Source organism: Duganella phyllosphaerae (genome assembly GCF_001758785.1).
Lineage (GTDB): Bacteria > Pseudomonadota > Gammaproteobacteria > Burkholderiales > Burkholderiaceae_D > Rugamonas > Rugamonas phyllosphaerae.
Window position 1 is genome coordinate 1 of the sequence record NZ_LROM01000143.1, and the last position, 17,898, is coordinate 17,898.

Annotated in this window: 19 protein-coding genes; 12 read left to right on the plus strand and 7 right to left on the minus strand. The window is 62.4% G+C overall.

From position 1 onward, the window contains the following. The first annotated feature begins 538 nt into the window (after positions 1 to 538). The 3 genes from DUPY_RS23785 (at position 539) to DUPY_RS23795 (ending at position 2,079) form a co-directional block, all read left to right on the plus strand. On the plus strand, positions 539 to 964 hold the full coding sequence (locus tag DUPY_RS23785) for a hypothetical protein (protein WP_070251633.1): 426 nt from the start codon (positions 539 to 541) through the stop codon (positions 962 to 964). A gap of 51 nt (positions 965 to 1,015) precedes the next feature. Further along, on the plus strand, positions 1,016 to 1,381 hold the full coding sequence (locus tag DUPY_RS23790; protein WP_070251634.1) for a DUF4844 domain-containing protein: 366 nt from the start codon (positions 1,016 to 1,018) through the stop codon (positions 1,379 to 1,381). A gap of 278 nt (positions 1,382 to 1,659) precedes the next feature. Then, positions 1,660 to 2,079, plus strand: a complete 420-nt coding sequence (locus tag DUPY_RS23795) for a hypothetical protein (protein WP_070251635.1) — start codon at positions 1,660 to 1,662, stop codon at positions 2,077 to 2,079. Between the two features lie 395 nt (positions 2,080 to 2,474). On the opposite strand, the gene DUPY_RS23800 is transcribed toward DUPY_RS23795, so the two are convergent. The 7 genes from DUPY_RS23800 to DUPY_RS23830 all read right to left on the minus strand — a co-directional run bounded on the left by DUPY_RS23800 (position 2,475) and on the right by DUPY_RS23830 (position 9,166). Beyond that, entirely contained in the window at positions 2,475 to 2,807 is a 333-nt protein-coding gene (locus DUPY_RS23800) for a BON domain-containing protein (protein WP_070251636.1), read from the minus strand. A 226-nt stretch (positions 2,808 to 3,033) separates the two neighbouring features. Beyond that, positions 3,034 to 4,437 carry a sigma 54-interacting transcriptional regulator gene (locus DUPY_RS23805; protein ID WP_070251637.1) on the minus strand — a complete coding sequence of 468 codons (1,404 nt, stop codon included), beginning with the start codon at positions 4,435 to 4,437 and terminating at the stop codon, positions 3,034 to 3,036. Then, complete coding sequence (locus tag DUPY_RS23810; protein WP_071651695.1) at positions 4,434 to 5,024, minus strand: hypothetical protein; 591 nt, start codon at positions 5,022 to 5,024, stop codon at positions 4,434 to 4,436. Before DUPY_RS23810 ends, DUPY_RS23805 begins: the two co-directional genes overlap by 4 nt. A 69-nt stretch (positions 5,025 to 5,093) precedes the next feature. Then, the gene (locus DUPY_RS23815) at positions 5,094 to 6,518 is read right to left on the minus strand and encodes a sensor histidine kinase (protein WP_070251639.1); all 1,425 of its coding nucleotides are present in this window, start codon (positions 6,516 to 6,518) and stop codon (positions 5,094 to 5,096) included. 98 nt (positions 6,519 to 6,616) lie between these two features. After that, a complete protein-coding gene (locus tag DUPY_RS23820) occupies positions 6,617 to 6,961 on the minus strand; it encodes a ribonuclease E inhibitor RraB (protein ID WP_070251640.1) in 345 nt (114 codons plus the stop codon). Positions 6,962 to 6,989: 28 nt separating this feature from the next. Beyond that, positions 6,990 to 8,459 carry a sensor histidine kinase gene (locus DUPY_RS23825; protein WP_070251641.1) on the minus strand — a complete coding sequence of 490 codons (1,470 nt, stop codon included), beginning with the start codon at positions 8,457 to 8,459 and terminating at the stop codon, positions 6,990 to 6,992. 14 nt (positions 8,460 to 8,473) lie between these two features. Continuing rightward, entirely contained in the window at positions 8,474 to 9,166 is a 693-nt protein-coding gene (locus DUPY_RS23830) for a response regulator (RefSeq protein WP_070251642.1), read from the minus strand. 190 nt (positions 9,167 to 9,356) lie between these two features. Here DUPY_RS23830 and DUPY_RS23835 point away from each other — a divergent pair, with 190 nt between their 5' ends. The 9 genes from DUPY_RS23835 to DUPY_RS23875 all read left to right on the plus strand — a co-directional run bounded on the left by DUPY_RS23835 (position 9,357) and on the right by DUPY_RS23875 (position 17,894). Beyond that, entirely contained in the window at positions 9,357 to 10,448 is a 1,092-nt protein-coding gene (locus DUPY_RS23835) for a porin (protein ID WP_070251643.1), read from the plus strand. A gap of 32 nt (positions 10,449 to 10,480) precedes the next feature. After that, positions 10,481 to 11,470, plus strand: coding sequence for a Bug family tripartite tricarboxylate transporter substrate binding protein (locus DUPY_RS23840; protein WP_070251644.1), 990 nt, complete (start codon positions 10,481 to 10,483; stop codon positions 11,468 to 11,470). Positions 11,471 to 11,510: 40 nt separating this feature from the next. Then, positions 11,511 to 12,602, plus strand: coding sequence for an ABC transporter substrate-binding protein (locus DUPY_RS23845; protein WP_070251645.1), 1,092 nt, complete (start codon positions 11,511 to 11,513; stop codon positions 12,600 to 12,602). A 131-nt stretch (positions 12,603 to 12,733) separates the two neighbouring features. Next, positions 12,734 to 14,515, plus strand: coding sequence for an ABC transporter permease (locus tag DUPY_RS23850; protein WP_070251646.1), 1,782 nt, complete (start codon positions 12,734 to 12,736; stop codon positions 14,513 to 14,515). A 37-nt stretch (positions 14,516 to 14,552) separates the two neighbouring features. Continuing rightward, positions 14,553 to 15,638, plus strand: a complete 1,086-nt coding sequence (locus DUPY_RS23855; RefSeq protein ID WP_070251647.1) for an ABC transporter ATP-binding protein — start codon at positions 14,553 to 14,555, stop codon at positions 15,636 to 15,638. Between the two features lie 194 nt (positions 15,639 to 15,832). Next, entirely contained in the window at positions 15,833 to 16,603 is a 771-nt protein-coding gene (locus DUPY_RS23860; RefSeq protein ID WP_070251668.1) for a beta-ketoacyl synthase chain length factor, read from the plus strand. After that, entirely contained in the window at positions 16,596 to 17,369 is a 774-nt protein-coding gene (locus DUPY_RS23865; RefSeq protein ID WP_070251648.1) for a lysophospholipid acyltransferase family protein, read from the plus strand. Before DUPY_RS23860 ends, DUPY_RS23865 begins: the two co-directional genes overlap by 8 nt. Then, complete coding sequence (locus DUPY_RS23870; protein WP_070251649.1) at positions 17,362 to 17,616, plus strand: phosphopantetheine-binding protein; 255 nt, start codon at positions 17,362 to 17,364, stop codon at positions 17,614 to 17,616. The genes DUPY_RS23865 and DUPY_RS23870 overlap by 8 nt, the downstream gene beginning before the upstream one ends. Positions 17,617 to 17,627: 11 nt before the next feature. Continuing rightward, complete coding sequence (locus DUPY_RS23875; protein ID WP_070251650.1) at positions 17,628 to 17,894, plus strand: acyl carrier protein; 267 nt, start codon at positions 17,628 to 17,630, stop codon at positions 17,892 to 17,894. The last annotated feature ends 4 nt before the right edge of the window (positions 17,895 to 17,898 follow it).

Genomic DNA, 17,898 nt, shown 5'->3' on the forward strand with positions numbered 1-17,898 from the left:
TCGCACATAGGGTGATAAAGCGAACTTCCGCTTTGGGGCGGCTCCGGCCCAGGGTGAGAATGTGTGAGCTTTGCAGGAGGGCAAGCTGCTATCCTGAACGCCATCGGCCGGTACCGGCCAGGAGCAGACGTTAAAATTAACAATTTGTTGCCTAGAACATTGGAGTTAAATTGGAAAAATTTGAACCTCAGTCACCAAGGCGACGATACTTCGAGCGGATCAGAAAATGGGTAGTGCTTATATCGAGTTCGCTGAGTGCATCCTTTTTTTGGGGTACGGTTCTTGCCGCAGTTGCTAAATGGAAATTTGAAATAAGGCGCGAGGATGCGCTACTTTTTATTGCATTACCGACAATCGCAATCTTTCTATTTTATTTTTACTTTAATAGGCACAAGCTTGCACGTGCTTTTGGTTTCGACAGTGATACATAGCCAAATACCCGTAATGGGGTGGTAAGCGTCGACAATGGCATCAAGCGGCCAAAAGCTTCCGCTTTCGGCCAAATGCAGACGGAATCGACTGAAAAAGCAAAGTGACGATGGATATTCTTGAGTTTCCTTCCCATTTTCCACCGACGGAGAAGTGGAAGAAGTTTTTTATCGGGGTACGGTGGCTGGGCCCAGACTTATCCTTTTTTAATTCTTTAAAGCAAATGCAAGCGGCCAGAAGCATAGCCGACATGTCTCAGTGGGGTGGAGGAGAGCGCCAAATTCTAGCAGAAAAAATCTCGCGGATATTGCACAAGCAGCTTGGCTGGCTCACACCCATATTTGTTCCACAGGACGTTGCAACGGTTTCCTTTTACGGCCCTAGCTTTGGTATTATTGATGCAGATATTGCCTTTGATGATATGGTTAAGATGCTGCGCAAAGACTACTCATTGGCTCCCACGATTTCGTTTTGGGAGTCCATGGCAAATTCAACGCTAGGAGAACTGATAGATGGTCTGCTTGCATTGCGTTGACGGCATCCGACCAGAAGCGGCCCCTCACCAACAAGAAAATGAAACTGCTCTATGAACTATGACCCATTATTCGAAGTGATTGATGAGCCAATCGAGGTTGATGACTCGACAGTGGTGAAGTTACACATCCTTAAAGCTGTAGAAAAATTTGTCTCGCTTCCTGGCGAAAACACAGCGGAGGAGAAAGAACGTTTGTCAACGATTCTCAATGATTTACTTCTTCGATTGATAGATGGAATTCAAGCCAACTCTACAAAGCTTTGGGTTCTTGCCGAATTTCAGCAGTCGTTAGTCTTGGTTGAGAACGAGGATACAGAAGCGCGTGAACACTTTGGTTCCGAGCTGGAGTCGATAATGGACATACTCGGAATTGAAAGCTCAGATGGTCTGCTTGCTGCCTATTTAGGCGGAATTTGACCGATTTTGGCCTTATGCAGTTCTCAGCCGCAGTTATAAACTGATACACCGGACCGCGTGCTATCTTCTATACACGGGTTTATCACGGCAGCGCCGCCATCAATACGGCGATGGCCGCGTTATCGCTGAACGCAAAATTTCTAGGATCGAAGTTGGGTTTTGTGATACAGCAGATTTGGACACGAGCGGCTGCAAAACTCTTTGAAGCACTAAGGCTCAGAGGCTACGCACCGTTCAATGGGTAGCTTCCCCATGGAAATAATACAAAGAGATAGAAAATGGAATTTGGAATATATGTGCATACCCAGGGACCTGGCGGGCTGCTGAAAGAGTGCGCCAAGACGCTTAAAGCCTCTTTAAATGGAATTTTGACTCAATCCGGGTTTGAGGAGATCGATGCAATATACCTGTCATTCCATTCGATAAGTAGCATTCAGGCTGGATTTAGAGTGTGCAAGCTGCGTGTTCGGAGAAATTACGATATGAAGTTGATAACGGGTGGGAAGGCTCATTATAATTGCTTGATTGAGTGCGACATTGATCTTCCTGATTACGATGTTATAGAGGCGGACTCCGAGCATAAGATGATTTTATATTTGAAGGGTGTGCTGATTGACGTGACTCCCAAGTTGTTTCGTGAATTTCCGCCTGGAGAGGCTGATTATTTCCTGTCGGCTGTTCGACAGGCTAATGTTTAGCAAGGCGTCGCGCAGTGTGCATTGATGAAGGGAGGACGGGGTCATGGACGCTGGGTCAGTCCTTCTCTTTTTTGAGGTTCCCTGACATTTCGTGGCTTATCTGACTGACAGTTGCAGCGATTCTCAGCATTGATGCGAGGGCAGAGATGGGGCGGTGGCGGACGCCGGTGACTGGCCGCTTTGGGGCGAAAGCAGACCTTCCTGCTGTAAATATATTTCGAAAATTCAGGCAAAAAAAAGCCAGATAGTGCTACGCACACTATCCGGCAAAGGGTCAGTTACTAGGGTGATACAAAGGGGTACTACAACAGGGTCCTAAACTACTAAAGGGTCCTAAACTACTTACTTCTACTGCGGTGGTATTGCAAAATCGGTGGTACGGGTGAGCGTGGCGCTTACTTGGTAGCCACGGTCAGTTCGCTCTTGACTTCCTTCACGCCTGGCACAGCCGAGGCGGCCTGTATGGCCTTGGTGCCGACTTCGGTGCTGGGCACTGCGCCGCTCAGTACGACGACGCCGTCGGTGGTGGTTACGCCAACTTCCTTGTGTTCGGCCAGCGAGGATTTGATCTTGCTGGTAATGGCTTCATCGGTGGCAGCAGTGCCGGACTTGGCGGCTCCAGCCATGGCGGCTTCCTGTTGACCGGCTGCGAAAGCGGTACCGGTTGCGGCGGCTGCGGTCAGGGTGGCGGCAACCATCAGGCGAGCGAGCAGTTTATTGGTCATCATGATGATCTTCCTTTATCGAGGGTGAGGATAAGACGTCTGTGACGTTACCCAACACTTAGCAAACTGCGTGCCAGATCGATAAAGAGATTTAAAATCAATGAGTTGGAAGGAAAATTTCTTGAGGGGACGGGTGGGGCGGGGGATTCAAGCCGCTAGGCGCGGGTTTTTGTCGGGAAATGGCGACATCTGCCAGCCACCGGTTCTCAACTGATTGATTTATAAGGCTTTATTCCTGTCGTTCAGGAGCGACAAGGCTGGCGCCGGAGCGGAATGTTGCTGCGTCGAGGTCGTATTTCTGTAGCAGCCGGTAGAACTCGGTACGGTTGCGTTCGGCCAGGCGGGCGGCGTCGGCGACGTTGCCATCGGTCAGTTTCAGCAGTTGCACCAGGTAGTTGCGCTCGAAGCGTTGTTTCGCTTCCGTGTAGCTGAGCACCTCCAGCGACGGCACCCGCAGCGCCCGCTGCACCAGCGACAGGGGGATCAGCGGCGCCGTGGCCAGCGCACATACGTGCTCGACCACGTTGTAGAGCTGACGCACATTGCCGGGCCACGAGGCCGTGGTCAGCGCCTCGAGCGCGTCCGGGGCGAAGCCGTGCACGGTCTTGCCGTACTTGGCGGCCAGGCTGTGCAGGAACTGGGTGGCCATCGGCGTGACGTCCTCGCGCCGCTGCGACAGCGGCGGCAGGGTGAGGGTGATCACGTTCAGGCGGTAATACAGGTCTTCGCGGAACTGGCCCTCGGCCATCGCCGCGTCGAGGTCGCGGTGGGTGGCCGACAGGATGCGCACGTCGACCGGGCGGCCCACGTCCGAGCCCAGCTGGCGCACCACGCGTTCCTGCAGCACCCGCAGCAGTTTCACTTGCAGCAGCAGCGGCATGTCGCCGATCTCGTCCAGGAACAGGGTGCCGCCGTCGGCTGCCTGCACCAGGCCTTCGCGGCTGCCGATGGCGCCGGTGTACGCGCCTTTCACATGGCCGAACAGTTCGGACTCGAGCAGTGCCTCGGGGATCGCACCGCAGTTGACGGCGATGAACGGCGCCTTGGCGCGGCGGCTGGCGCGGTGGATGGCGTTGGCCAGTAACTCCTTGCCGGTGCCGCTTTCGCCCCGGATCAGGATGCTGGCGTCCGACGCCGCCACCAGCCGCGCTTCGGCCAGCAGCTCGTCCATGCACTGGCTGCGGCTGATCAGGCCGGCGCGCCAGGCCTGGTCGCTGTCGGCGGCGTTGGCGGCTGGCGCCGACAGGCTCAGTGCCTGGGCGATGCGCTCGAGCAGCAGCTTGGCGTCGAACGGCTTGGTCAGGTAGGCATAGGCGCCCAGCGTGGTCGCTTCCACCGCGTCGGGAATGGTGCCGTGCGCGGTGAGCAGGATCACCGGCAGCGCCGGGTGGCTGCTGCGGATTTCCTGGAACAGCGACATGCCGTCGCGGTCGGGCAGGCGGATGTCGCTGATGACCAGGCGCGGCAGCTCGATCGACAGCCGCGCCAGCGCCGCCTCGGCGCTGCCCACGGCGGTGACGCGATAGCCATTGGCGGTGAGCCGCATCGATAGCAGGCGCAGCAGATCGGCGTCGTCATCGACCACCAGCAAATGGGCGCCGTGGCCCGGCGCAGTCTTCAGGGGCGCGTTCATTTCTTCACTCCAGTGGCGGGGGCAGCGGGGCGCACCGGCAGCGTGCGTTCGATATTTTTCAATTCTTCAACCATCTCGTTCAACTGGTCGATGCGGCGCTGGCTCTCCTTTTGCTGCGTGCCGAGCTGGGCGTTGAGCTTGTCCACGTGTTCGGCCAGGCGCCGCGCTTCGCCGCAATAGCTGGACAGCATCTGCGCGAGCGGCTTGTATGGCGCCGAATTGGTTTCGGTGGAATTGGCCACGCTGTCGAGCAAGCCCTGGGCGCGCGCCAGGTCGCCGTTGCCCCGCGTGAGCATGAGCACCATGCCGGTTTGCAGCGTCACGCGCGGCGTGCGCTTTTGTTGCATCAGCCCGCTCAACTCCTTGATCAGCTCACCCTGGCTCATGCGCCGCAATGCCTGGTGGTAATTGAGCAAGGGGCCGATGTCGTCCAGCGGCTGCGGCGTTTCCACCGCGGGAGCGGGCGTGACCGACATGGCCGGCAACCGCGGCCGGGTGGTGTTGCAAGCGGCCAAGCCTGCGCACAGCAGCAGGCACAGCAAGGGCTGCCAGCGCACGGTGCGGCGGCGAAGCGGGGAAGCAGACATGGTCGAGGCTGGCATTGGTTGGGCGAGTCTTCCGGAGGATATCAATTTGGATAGATCAGGTTGGATAGATCAGGTTGGATACGGTATTTCGATACGGAAAAGCGCGCCACGCCGCGTGGGCAGCAGTTGCAACTTGCCGCCGTGGGCGGCGATATATTCGTTGACGATGGACAGGCCGATGCCATTGCCGTGGCGGGCGCCCGGTGGCTGGCGTTCGCCCTGGTAAAACGGTTCGAAAATGCGGGCGGCGTCGTCCGGCGCCACGCCCGGCCCCTGGTCGTTGCAGTCGAGCAGCAGTTTGCCGTCGCGCTCGCCGAGGCGGAAGTACACCAGGCCGCCATGCGGGCTGAAGCGTACGGCATTGGACAGCAGGTTGCTGACCGCGACCGCCATTTTATCAGCGTCCACGGCAATGGGTCGCGCCTGCCCCTCGCAGTTGACGGTCAGGCCGGCCGCCTGCCATTGCAGGCGCTGGCTGTCGATCACGCAGGCCACCAGCACGGCGATATCGGTCGGTTCGCGGTGCAGGTGGTCGGCGTCGAAGGACGCTTCGTTGTAGCGCAGCAGCGCTTCGATCTGGTTTTGCAGCGCCACCGTGTTCTGGTTGAGAATGCCGGCGATCTCGCGCTGGTTGGCGGTCAGTTCGCCCGCCACGCCGTCCTCGAGCAGGGCCACGCCTTCGCGCAGCGCCGCCAGCGGGGTTTTCAGTTCGTGCGAGATGTGGCGCATGAAGCGCGCCTTGTCTTCTTCGAGCTGGGCCAGCCGCTGGCGCAGCCAGTCCAGTTGCTGGCCCACGCGCTGCAGGTCGGCGGGACCGCGCACGCTGATCGGCGTGTCGAGCCGGTTTTCGCCCAGTAAATCGATGCTCGCTTCGATCTGCGCCAGCGGGCGCGACAGCCAGAGGCCGAAGCCGCCGGCCAGCAAGGCAGCGACCACGATGGAGGCGACCACTTGCGCGCCCAGCACCGCGCGCCGCTGGTCGAGCTCGTCGAGCAGTGCGGTATTGCGGCGGTCCACTTCCTGCTTGACCTCGGCGGCCAGGTAGTCGTCCACTTCCGGCAACGGCGCCAGCGCCCGTTCCAGCGCCTGCTGGCGGGCGGCGCTGCGGGGCCGGGCCGGCGCTTGCAGCAAGTCCCACGCTTGTTCGCCCGCTTCACGCCAGCGCTGGAACTGCTGGGTGGACGCGCGCGGCAAACCTTGCTGCAAGGCATCGAGCGAGGCGCGCGCTTCGCGCCAGGCGTCGGCATAGCGTTCGCGGAAGGCAGGGTCGTCGAGGACGAGGAACTGGCGCGCGCTGCGCGTCATGGCAACGCTGCGCTCGGCAAGTTGCTGGGTGTGGCGGGTGAGCGCGAGCGCGTGGTGTCCGCTGTCGCGGCTGTGGGCGGTCAAGCGGTCCAGCGTCCACAGCGCATGCAGGGACGCCGCGCTGAGCAACACCGCGATCAACAGGAACACGCCCAGCAGCAGCTGGCGAAACGACAGTTTCGAGAGCATGGTGGTCGGTTAAGAAGACGGTCAACTGCCGATAATAGGGCTAAACCGTGCTACGGGTGTGTTTGATTGGCAATGTTTCCGTAACCGGCTGCAGGGCATTATTTCGGCGCGGGCGCCACGTCCATGCCGTCGTAGGTCTCGATCTGCTGCTCTTCAGCAAACTTGTAGAATTCCTGGTTGCGCACGTCGAGCGTGTCCACCGTGTGCTTTTCCACTTTTTCCACGTGCAACCACCACAGCGCCGGGGTGTCGGAATCGGGCTCGGAGTCGAACACGCCCACCACCTGGTAGCCCTTGGCTTGCAGCAGCGGTGCTGCGCGTTCCAGTTTGGCCTTGTCCTGGTCGGAGAAGAAATAGCCCCACAGCAACGGCTTGGTACTGTCCCACGGCGCGTTTTGCTTCATGTCGGCGAAAAGGTCGACCATATCTTGTTTGGTGATCATGCACAGCTCCTGATGTTGGTTACACGCTTCAAGCCGGCATTTTAACCGCAGTGCCGACTGCGAAGCGTACTGCTACCAGCAAGCCGCCGCCGGGCGTGTCGCCGAGGGTGACGGTGGCGCCGTGCACGGTGGCGATGTCGTGCACGATGGCCAGGCCCAGGCCGGCACCGCCGGGGTTGCGCTCGAGCGTTGCGGCGGCGCGGTAGAACGGCGCGAACACCCGTTCGCGCTCGGCCACGGCGATGCCGGGACCGCTGTCGGACACTTCCAGCACCACCGCGCGCTCATCTTCCACCACGGTCAGCGCCAGGCTGCCGCCCAGCGGCGTGTAGCGCAGCGCGTTGTCGGCCAGGTTGGCGATCATCTCGTGCAACAGCAGCGCCTGGCCATCGACCATGCCCGGGCCATTGGCGTCGAGCGACATGTCGATCTGCTTGGCCACCGCCGCCATGGCCAGCTCCAGCCCCACCTGGCGCGCGACGTCGCGCAGCGAGACCGGGGCGGCCAGCGCGGCCGCGCCTTCGGCGTCGCCACCATGTTCGATGCGCGCCAGCGTCAGCAGGCGGTTGGCCAGGTTGACGGTGGAATCGGTGGTGGCGGCCATGCTCTGCACGATCTGGCGCACCGCAGCGCGGGTTTGTTCGGGGTCGCTGCCGGCGCGGTCGCACTCGCGCAGCGCCAGTTCGGCTTGCGTCTTGAGCACCGTGAGCGGGGTGCGCAGCTGGTGCGAGGCGTCGGCGATAAAGCGGCGCTGGCTCTTGATCAGCAATTGCAGGCGCGCGCGCGAATGGTTCATTGCCGCCACCAGCGGCCGCACCTCTTTATGCACCAGGGCCGGATCGACGTCGGCGCTGTCGTTGATCGAACCTGCTTCCACCGCGTTTTTCAGTTGCATCAGCGGTTGCAGCACCAGCCGCACGGCAAACCAGACCAGGAGCGCGAGCGCCAGCAGCAGCAAGGCCTGCCAGGTGAGGGTATCGAACAGGATCTGGTTCGACAGCGTGCGCCGCGCTTCCAGTGTTTCGCCCACCTGGATCAGGGCGATGCCGCGCATGGAGTCGTCGTACACCGGCTGCAGCAGGGCGGCAATGCGCACCGGCTGGCCGTTGTAGTTGGCGTGGTAGAAGCGCACCAGCGCCGGATAGGTCTCCGAGCGCGGCACGTTGGCCGGCACCGCAGGCAGGTCGCCGTAGCCGGAGACGGTCTCGCCGCGGATGCCCGACACCTTGTAATAGATGCGGCCCATGGTGTCGGTCTCGAAACTGTCAAGCGCCACGTACGGTACATCGGCCACTACCTTGCCGCCGACGATGGACACGCGCTCGGCCAGCGCCCGGGTGGAGGCCAGCAGCGAGCGGTCGTACGCCACGTCGGCGGCGTCGAGCGCATTGCGATAGACAAAAATGGTGTTGAGTGCGACCAGCGCCAGCATCGGTCCCAGCAGCCAGCGCAGCAGCTGGCCGCGCAGGCTGCCCGGGGTTTTGGAAGTGGCGCCCATGTCCGGTGTCCGCGTCAGGTAACCGGCTTGGGTTGCAGCAGGTAGCCGATGCCGCGCAGCGTGGTGATCACGGCGGGGTCGGGCACGGCGCTGTCGAGCTTTTTGCGCACCCGGTGGATATACAGTTCGATGGCGTCGATGTTGGCGTCGTCGGCCAGCGCGAACACTTCGTCGAACAGCTTTTCCTTGGAAACGGCGCGGCCGGTGCGGGTGATCAGGGTTTCGAGCACGGCGTGTTCGCGCGGGGTGAGCGCCAGCGGCGCGCCGCCGTAGCTGAACAGGCGGGTGACGGTATCGAAGGCCAGCGCGCCGCACGAATACACCAGCGCCTCGCTGCCGATCCGGCGGCGCAGCAGCGCTTTCACGCGCGCTTCGAGTTCGGCCAGCTCGAACGGCTTGGGCAGGTAGTCGTCGGCGCCCAGGTTCAGGCCCTGCACCTTGTCGTCCAGGCCTCCGCGCGCGGTAAGGATGATCACCGGGGTCTGGCCGCGCGGCGCCGGCCGCGCGCGCAGGCGCTTGAGCACCTCCAGTCCGTCCATGCGCGGCAGCGTCAGGTCGAGGATCACCAGCGCGTAGTCCTGGGTGTGGAGCAGGGCATCGGCGTCGGCGCCATTGTCCGCGCATTCCACGGTGAGATTGGCGTCGCGCAGGGCTTTCGATAGCCAGTGCGACAGTTCGGTGTGGTCTTCCACTAACAGGATGCGCATAGGTCAGTTCTTGCCGGGTTGTTTTTGTTGTGGCCGACATCATCGTCGGGCGGGTTGCAAAAAGATAGGGGTGTTGTCAATTGTGACTTCATTGCGACACTGAAAGCTATTTGAAAGGAAGCAAATCTTATAGTGGATACCAGATGTTTATAACAGACATCACCAATAATGATAAAGATGGAGACAGACTATGCACCAAGTATCATCCCGCACCGCGATTCGCCTTGCCATTTTCGCACTGGTTTCTGCCGCTGCCGCCTCGGCGCAAGCGCAATCGAGTGTGCAGTTCTACGGCCTGCTCGACGTTGGCGTTGAAAGCCTGAACAACGCCGGCCCCAATGGCGCCAGCACCGTCAAGGCCATCTCCGGCGGCATGAACACGTCGCGCTGGGGCTTTCGCGGCAGCGAGGACCTGGGCAATGGCTTGAAAGCGGTCTACAACCTCGAAGGCGGCATCCTGATGGACAGCGGCGGCCAGGACGGCGCGCTGTTCCGCCGCCAGTCCTACGTGGGCCTCGACGGCGCCTTTGGCCGCGTGATCATCGGCCGCTCGTTTACCAGCGTGTACGATACCGTGATCGCCTACGACCCGATGGGCTTTGCGCCGTACTACTCGTGGGCCACCTCGGGTCCGGCAACGGGGCCGAGCAAATACGGCTTCACCACCGGCTACGACAACCTGGTCAAGTATGCGGTCACCGTGGGTAACTTCCGCTTCGGCGCCAACTACGCCTTCGGCGAGCAGGCCAACAGCACCGCAGACAGCGCCAAGACCGGCATCACCGGCGCCTACAAGCTGCCGATCGGCGGCGGCACCGCCAACTTCATGGCCACCTGGGAGCGCAACAACGGCAACACCGTGGCCGCCACCGGCAACCGCGACGAGAACACCGTCTGGCACGTGGGCGCCAACTACGAAACCGGCCCGTTCAAGTTCTGGGCCGTGCGCCGCGATTACAACCTGACCGCCGGCAGCGCCCTGACCGCCGACGTGGAAGCGACCACCACCTGGGGCGGCGTGGCCTACAAGCCGAATCCAGTGACCACCATCACCGGCGCCGTGTACCATATCGATGTCAAGAACGTGGCCGCCGGCCGCGACGCCGACCCCACCATGTACGTGGCGCGGTACCGTTATGCGCTGTCCAAGCGCACCGACCTGCATGTATCGGCCGCCTACGCCAAGGCGAAGAACGGCCAGCTGACCGGACTTTCGCGCGACGACGCCGGCTTTGCCAACAGCCAGCGCGGCGTCACCGTCGGCATGCAGCACCGCTTCTAGTACCTGGTGACCGCACTCGAAAGCGCCACCCCATGAAATCGTCCAAGTCCACCGCTGCCTTGCTGGCCCTGTGCTCTGTGCTGCTATTGCGTACCGCCCATGCGGCGAGCCTGGAATGCATCGTGCCATCCAAGCCGGGCGGCGCCATGGACCTGACCTGCAAGCTGGCCAAAAAAGGCTTGCAGGGGCTGGACGCCTCGGGCGACGCCAAGCCCACCCTGTCCGACATGAGCATCCGGTATCTGCCGGGCGGCATCGGCGCGGTGGCGTGGAATTCGCTGGTGGCGCAGCCGCGCGCCAAGCCCAATACGCTGGTGGCGTTTTCGGGCGGCTCGCTGCTGTACCTGGCCGAAGGCAAATTCGGCAAGGCCAAGGTCAGCGACGTGCGCTGGGTGGCGGCGCTGGGCACCGACTACGGCATGATCGCGGTGCGCGCCGATTCGCCGTACAAGAACCTGGGCGACCTGCTGGCGGCCGTCAAACGCCATCCGAAGAAGGTGCTGGTCGGCCTGTCCGGTACTGCCGGCAGCCAGGACTGGTTCAAGATGGCGCTGCTGCTCAGGAGCGCGGGCATCGACCCCAAGGTGCTGCAGTTCGTGGCGCTGGAAGGCGGCGGCGAAGCGTTCACCGCCATGCATGCCAATTACGTGCAGGTGGTATCGGGTGACGCCAGCGAAGCGGTGCTGTACGCCGCTGGCGGCAATACCCGGGTGCTGGCGGTGCTGTCGCCCCAGCGCCTGCCGGGCGTGCTGGCCGCCACGCCCACCGCGCGCGAACAGGGCGTGGACGTGGTGTGGCCGGTGATACGCGGCGTGTGGATGGGCCCCCAGGTGCCCGACGCCGAGTACCGCAAGTGGGTGGGGGCGTTCGACCGCATGCTGGCCAGCCCGCAGTTTGCGCAAATCCGGTCCGACGCCGGGCTATACCCGTTTGCCCTGACCGGGGATGCATTGAAAGAGTACGTCAGCAAGGCCGTGGACGAATACGGCAAACGCGCCACCGAGTTCGGCATGGTGCGATAAAAAATAAACCACAACTATATTAATAACGGAGACTAAAACCATGAAACTCAAAACCACCATTGCTGCCTGCGCCACCCTGATGCTGTTCGCCACCGGCGCGCTGGCGCAAGTGCCGGCCGGTTATCCCGCCGACTACCAGAAGATCATCGACGGCGCCAAGAAGGAAAAGAAACTGGTGGTGTACGGCGCCACCGACAGCAAGGCTACCCAGCCGTTGATCAAGGACTTCAGCGCGCTGTATCCCGGCATCTCGGTCGAATACAACGACATGAACTCCACCGAAGTGTATAACCGCTTCATCTCCGAAGTGGCGGCCGGCGGCAACACCGCCGACGCCGTATGGTCGTCGGCGATGGACCTGCAAATGCGCCTGGCCTCGGAAGGCTATGCGCTCAAGTACAAATCGGTGGAAAGCGCCAAGATGCCGGCATGGTCGATCTGGGAAGACCAGGCCTACGGCACCACGTTCGAGCCGGCCGCGTTTGTGTACAACAAGCGCCTGATCGACGCCAAGGACGTGCCGCAAACCCACGCCGATTTCGTCAAGCTGATCCAGCAGCCGAAGTTCAAGGACAAGGTCACCACCTACGACATCGAAAAATCGGGCCTGGGCTTCATGCTGATGGCGCAGGATGCCCGCGTCAATCCGAAATTCGCCGACCTGCTGGGCGCCTTCGGCGTGGCCAAGGTACGGGTGCAGTCGTCCACCGGCACCATGATGGAGCGTATCTCCTCGGGTGAAAACCTGATCGGCTACAACGTGGTGGGTTCGTACGCGCTGGTGCGCGCGAAGACCGATCCGTCGATCGGCGTGGTGATGCCCAAGGATTACACGCTGGTGCTCTCGCGCGTACTGTTCATCAACAAGGGCGCCAAGAATCCGAACGCCGCCAAGCTGTGGCTCGACTACATGCTGTCGCACCGCGCCCAGAACATCATCGCCAACGAATCCAAGCTGTTCGCCATCCGCGACGACGTCACCGGCGAGGCCACGTCGGCCGCACTGATCAAGCAGGTCGGCAAGGACAACGTCAAGCCGGTGCCGGTGCATCCGAGCCTGATGGAATACCTGGCCCCGGCCAAGCGCATGGCTTTCCTCAAGCAGTGGAAGGAAACGGCCGGCAAGAAGTAAGCCTGGCTGTAGTTCTTTGAAACGACCACCGACCCCTGAACCGTCGCAGGGTCGTACCCCGTGCGGGGTCCGACCCTTGCCCTGATCTGCGGGTCGGCGGGCTTCCGCACGCCTTTACTACGGATATTCTCATGCAAACTCTCACTCTCCCCGGCAGCGGCCGGCGCGGCCCGGGCGTCAACTGGCTGCGCGGCCTGGTGGTGGTGCTGGCTGCCACCGCCATCTTCCTGCCGCTGTTCCTGATTTTTTATCAAAGCTTCCTGACCGCGCCGTTCTTCATGCCGGCCAAGCAGTTCGGCCTCGACGCTTACCGCTTCATTTTCGACGATCCCGATTTCTCGTCCGCCGCCTGGAACGCGCTGTACCTGGCGCTGGGCCTGACCGCGATTGCCGTGCCGCTCGGCGGCATGCTCGCCTTTCTGATGATCCGCACCGACCTGCCGGGCAAGGGTTTTATTGCGCCGGCGCTGCTGGTGCCAATCTTCGTCTCGCCAATGGTGATGGGCTTCGGCTACGTGGTCTCGATGGGTCCCGTGGGCTTCTACTCGGTATGGGCCAAGGACCTGCTGGGCTTCATCCCGTGGAATATCTATTCGTTTACCAGCATCGTCATCATCGCCGGCCTGACCCACGTGCCGCACGTGTACCTGTACGCCTCGTCGGCGCTCAAGAGCCTCGGTTCGGACGTCGAGGAAGCGGCCCGCGTGGCCGGCGCTTCGCCGTTGCAGGTGATGTTCGGCGTGTCGCTGCCGATGATTACCCCGGCGCTGGCGTATGCCGGCGTGCTGGTGATGTTCCTCGGCTTCGAGGTGTTCGGCCTGGTGCTGGTGCTGGGCGACCCCGAAGGGCACATGGTGCTGGCCACCTACCTGTACAAGCTGACCAACAAGCTGGGCATCCCGTCGTACCACCTGATGGCGGCAGTGGCCGTGTGCTTGGTGATGGTGACCTTCCCGCTGGTGATGGTGCAGCGCTACCTGCTCAAGTCGGCCAACAAGTTTGTCTCGATCAAGGGCAAGGGCGCGCGGTCGAAAGTCATGCCGCTGGGTCAGTGGAAGTGGCTGGCGTTTGCGCTGATCTTCGGCTGGCTGATGTTTACCATCATCATGCCGCTGTCGGGCATCGTGCTGCGGTCGTTCGTCGAGTACTGGGGCGAGGGCGTGAACCTGCTCGACGTACTGACCCTGCAGCACTTCCGCGAAATCCTCGAGCAGCCGTCGCTGGTGCGCGGCATCGTCAACACCATCCTGATCGGCGTGGTCGGCGGCGCGCTGGCCGTGATCTGCTACTGCGCCATCGCGCTGGCCATGCACCGCAAGCCCGACATGATCAGCCGCTTCCTCGACTACAGCGTGCTGGTGCCGCGCGCCGTGCCAGGTCTGCTGGCCGGCCTGTCGTTCCTGTGGGTGTTCCTGTTCGTGCCGAACTGGCTCGACGGCATCCTGCAGGGCATGGACAACGGCGTGGCCATGTGGCTGAGCGAGAACGCCATCCCCGTGCTGCGCTCGCTGCGCTCGACCATCTTCGCGCTGTGGCTGGCCTACTCGGTGGTGTGGCTGGCCTACGGCATGCGGCTGATCTCGACCGCGCTGCTGCAAGTGGGGCCGGAGCTGGAAGAAGCGGCGCGCGCCGTGGGCGCCAGTCGTGGCCAGGTCTCGCGCGACGTCACCCTGCCGCTGATCAAGTACGGCCTGCTCGGTGCGTGGCTGATGGTGTTCCTGATCTTCGAGCGCGAATACTCGACCGGCGTGTACCTGCTGTCGCCGGGCACGGAAGTGATCGGCGCGATGCTGGTGTCGCTGTGGGCGTCCGGCTCCACAGACCTGGTAGCGGCGCTATCGTTCATCAATATTTCGCTGGTGGCCATCGGCCTCGGTGTGGCGTTGCGCTTCGGCGTCAAGCTGCATAACTAAGCATCATCAACATACAAAAATGAAACGAGACCTGACCATGAATGAACTCACCACGAATGAGCTGACCGTCAACGACCTGCACCTCGACTACGGCACGGGCGCCACCGCCAACCCGATCCTCAAGGGCGTATCGATGCACCTGCAAAAAGGCGAAGTCGTCGCGCTGCTCGGCCCTTCGGGCAGCGGCAAGACCACCTTGCTGCGCGCGGTGGCCGGGCTGGAAAGCCCGAAGCAGGGCGTCATCGCCATTGGCGAACGCAATGTGTACGACGGCGCCAAGAACTTCGAGCTGGCGGCCGAGCACCGCAACCTGGGCCTGGTATTCCAGTCGTATGCGCTGTGGCCGCACAAGACCGTGTTCGAGAACGTCGCCTATGGTCTCAAGCTGCGCAAGATGGGCGCCACCGAGATCAAGGACAAAGTGGCGGACGTGCTGAAAAACCTGGGCCTGGGCCACCTGGCCGAGCGCTATCCGCACCAGCTGTCCGGGGGGCAGCAGCAGCGCGTGGCGATCGCCCGCGCGCTGGTGTACAACCCGCCGGTGATCCTGCTCGACGAACCGCTGTCCAACCTCGACGCCAAGCTGCGCGAAGAAGCGCGCGCCTTCCTGCGCGAGCTGATCGTGCGGCTGGGCCTCTCGGCCCTGATGGTCACCCACGACCAGGCCGAGGCGATGGCGATCTCGGACCGCATCCTGCTGCTCAACAACGGCAAGATCGAGCAGCAAGGCACGCCGCAAAGCATGTACGAAACCCCGGAAACGCTGTTTACCGCCGAGTTCATGGGCAGTAACAACAAGCTGCCGGCCAAGGTGGTGGGGCGCGACGGCAACCGCGTGCAGCTCGATGTGAACGGCGCCCGCTTGACCGGCACCGCCCGTGGCGCCGCTGGTGGTGAACCGACCACAATCATCCGCGTGGAAGAAGTGAAAATCAGCGCCACGCCGGTGGAGAACGCCATCGAGATGCCGCTGCTCACCTGCATGTACCTGGGTGACCGCTTCGAGTGCCTGTTCAAGTCGCCGGACAGCACCGAGGCGGGCCTGCGCGCTTATTCGAAATACAAGCTCGAGCCGGGCCGCTACTGGCTGCAAATGCCGGTCGAAAAGCTGTGGGTCTTCTGATAGCGCAGTTACCGGAAGCCTGGCGCTCCCGGCTTGACAGGCGGCGCCGCACTCGTGCGGGCCGCCTTTTTTCATTTTGTTGCACAAAAAGGCACAGGAAATCGGTAAATAAATTACTCCCAGGAAATTAACAACAGTTTCCCTGGAGGTCAGTCGTTTATAATTTCGAGCTTATCTCGGGATTGATTGTCAACATGCGCAACGATGGCGTCACTTTTTCCATTGCCGGCCACGCCTATTGGGCGCCGGGACTGACCACGCCCGACGCCTGGGTGCAATGGGCAACGGCGCCGGTGGCCGCGCCGACCACGCCGGAACATGTGGCGCGCGCGGATCCGCCAGTGAAGGCGATGCCGCCCATGCTGCGCCGGCGCGCCGGTTTCTTCGGCAAGATGGCGCTGGAAGTGGCGTACGAGTGCCTGCAAGGCTGCACCGATGTGCCGGTGGTGTTCTGTTCGCGCCACGGCGAAGTGGCGCGGGCGCTGGAACTGCTGACCGACCTGGCGCGGGGCGAGCCGCTGTCGCCCACCGCGTTCAGCATGTCGGTCCATAACGCCAACGTCGGCCTGCTGACCATTGCCCGCAAGGACCGCGCCAACCATATCGCGCTGGCGGCCGGCGGCGCCACCATCGAAACCGCCGTGATCGAAGCGTGCGGCCTGCTGGCCGATGGTGCGGCGTCGGTGCTGCTGGTCGGGTGCGAAGCGCCGCTGCCGAAGCTGTTCGTACCGTTCCTGGAGGTGCAGGAGGAGGCGCACGCGTGGGCGTGGCTGCTGACCGCGCCTGCCGGCGATCCGATCAGCCTGCGCTGGCGCGCCAGTGGCGACGCCGTCACCACGGACCTGCCGGACAGCCTGGCGGCGGCGCGTTTCCACCTTGGTGGCGCTGCTGTGATGGCGCGCTGCGACGGGCGCCTGCGCTGGCAATGGCGCCGGGGGCCGGACGGTGCCGGCGGTAATGCTTAGGGGACTGGCGCGCGGCTGGCGGGTACTGGCCACCGGGTTCAGTTTTGCGGTATTCGGCCTTGGTGGGGTGGTGCTGCAATTGCTGGTGTTTCCCGTGTTGCACCTGCTGGTGCGCCAGCCCGCGCGTCGCGTGCGCGCCGCGCGCGGCATCATCCGGCGCGCCTTCCGCCTGTTCGTGGAGCTGATGCGCGTGCTGGGCGTGCTGCGCTACGAGATCACCGGGCTGGAAAAACTGGCGCGGGGCGGTTTGCTGATCCTGGCCAACCATCCCACCCTGATCGACACGGTGTTCCTGATGGCGTTCGTGAAAAACGCCGACTGCATCGTCAAGAGCGACTTGTGGCACAACCCGGTGACGGGCGGCCCGGTGCGCGCGGCGGGCTACATCAGCAATGCGGGCGGCGCCGAGCTGGTGGCAGACTGCATCGCCTCGCTCGAGCGCGGGAACAACCTGATCGTGTTCCCGGAAGGCACGCGCACCGGCGCCGACGGCGTGATCGCCATGAAGCGCGGCGCCGCCAACGTGGCCGTGCGCGGCGCGCGCGACATCACGCCGGTGCTGATCCGCTGCGATCCGCCCACGCTGGGCAAGGGTGAGAAATGGTGGCGCGTGCCGCCGCGCCGGGTGCTGCTGCGCATCGAGGTGCAGGACGATGTGGCGATCGCCGGCCTGATCGAAGGCAGCGCAAGCGATGTGCTGGCAGCGCGCCAGGTGACAGAATTTTTACAAAAATATTTTACGGGGAAGTGCGCAAACCATGCTTGAACTGGAAGTGAAACAACTGATCATCGATGTCCTGCAACTGGAAGACATCACGCCCGACGACATCGACAGCGGTGCGCCGCTGTTCGTCGAAGGCCTCGGCCTCGATTCGATCGACGCGCTGGAGCTGGGCGTGGCGCTGCAGAAGAAGTATGGCATTTCGCTGTCCGCCGATTCGGAAGATACCCGCCGCCACTTCGCCTCGGTGCAAGCGCTGGCGGCGATGATAGCGACCCACCGCAAGAAGTGAAGGAGCAGGACATGATTGATTTGAACACGATGAGCAAGGAACAACTGCGGCTATGGGTGATCGACCTGCTGGCCGAGATGTTCGAACTCGACAAGGCGCAGCTCACGGCCGAGTCGAACCTGTATTCCGACCTCGATATCGACAGCATCGACGCGGTGGACCTGTCGGTCAAGCTCAAGCAGCTGACCGGCAAGCGCCTGCAACCCGAAGTATTCAAGAACATCCGCACCATCGGCGACGTCGTCGATGCGCTGTCCGGGATGACGGAGCCCGCGTAACACG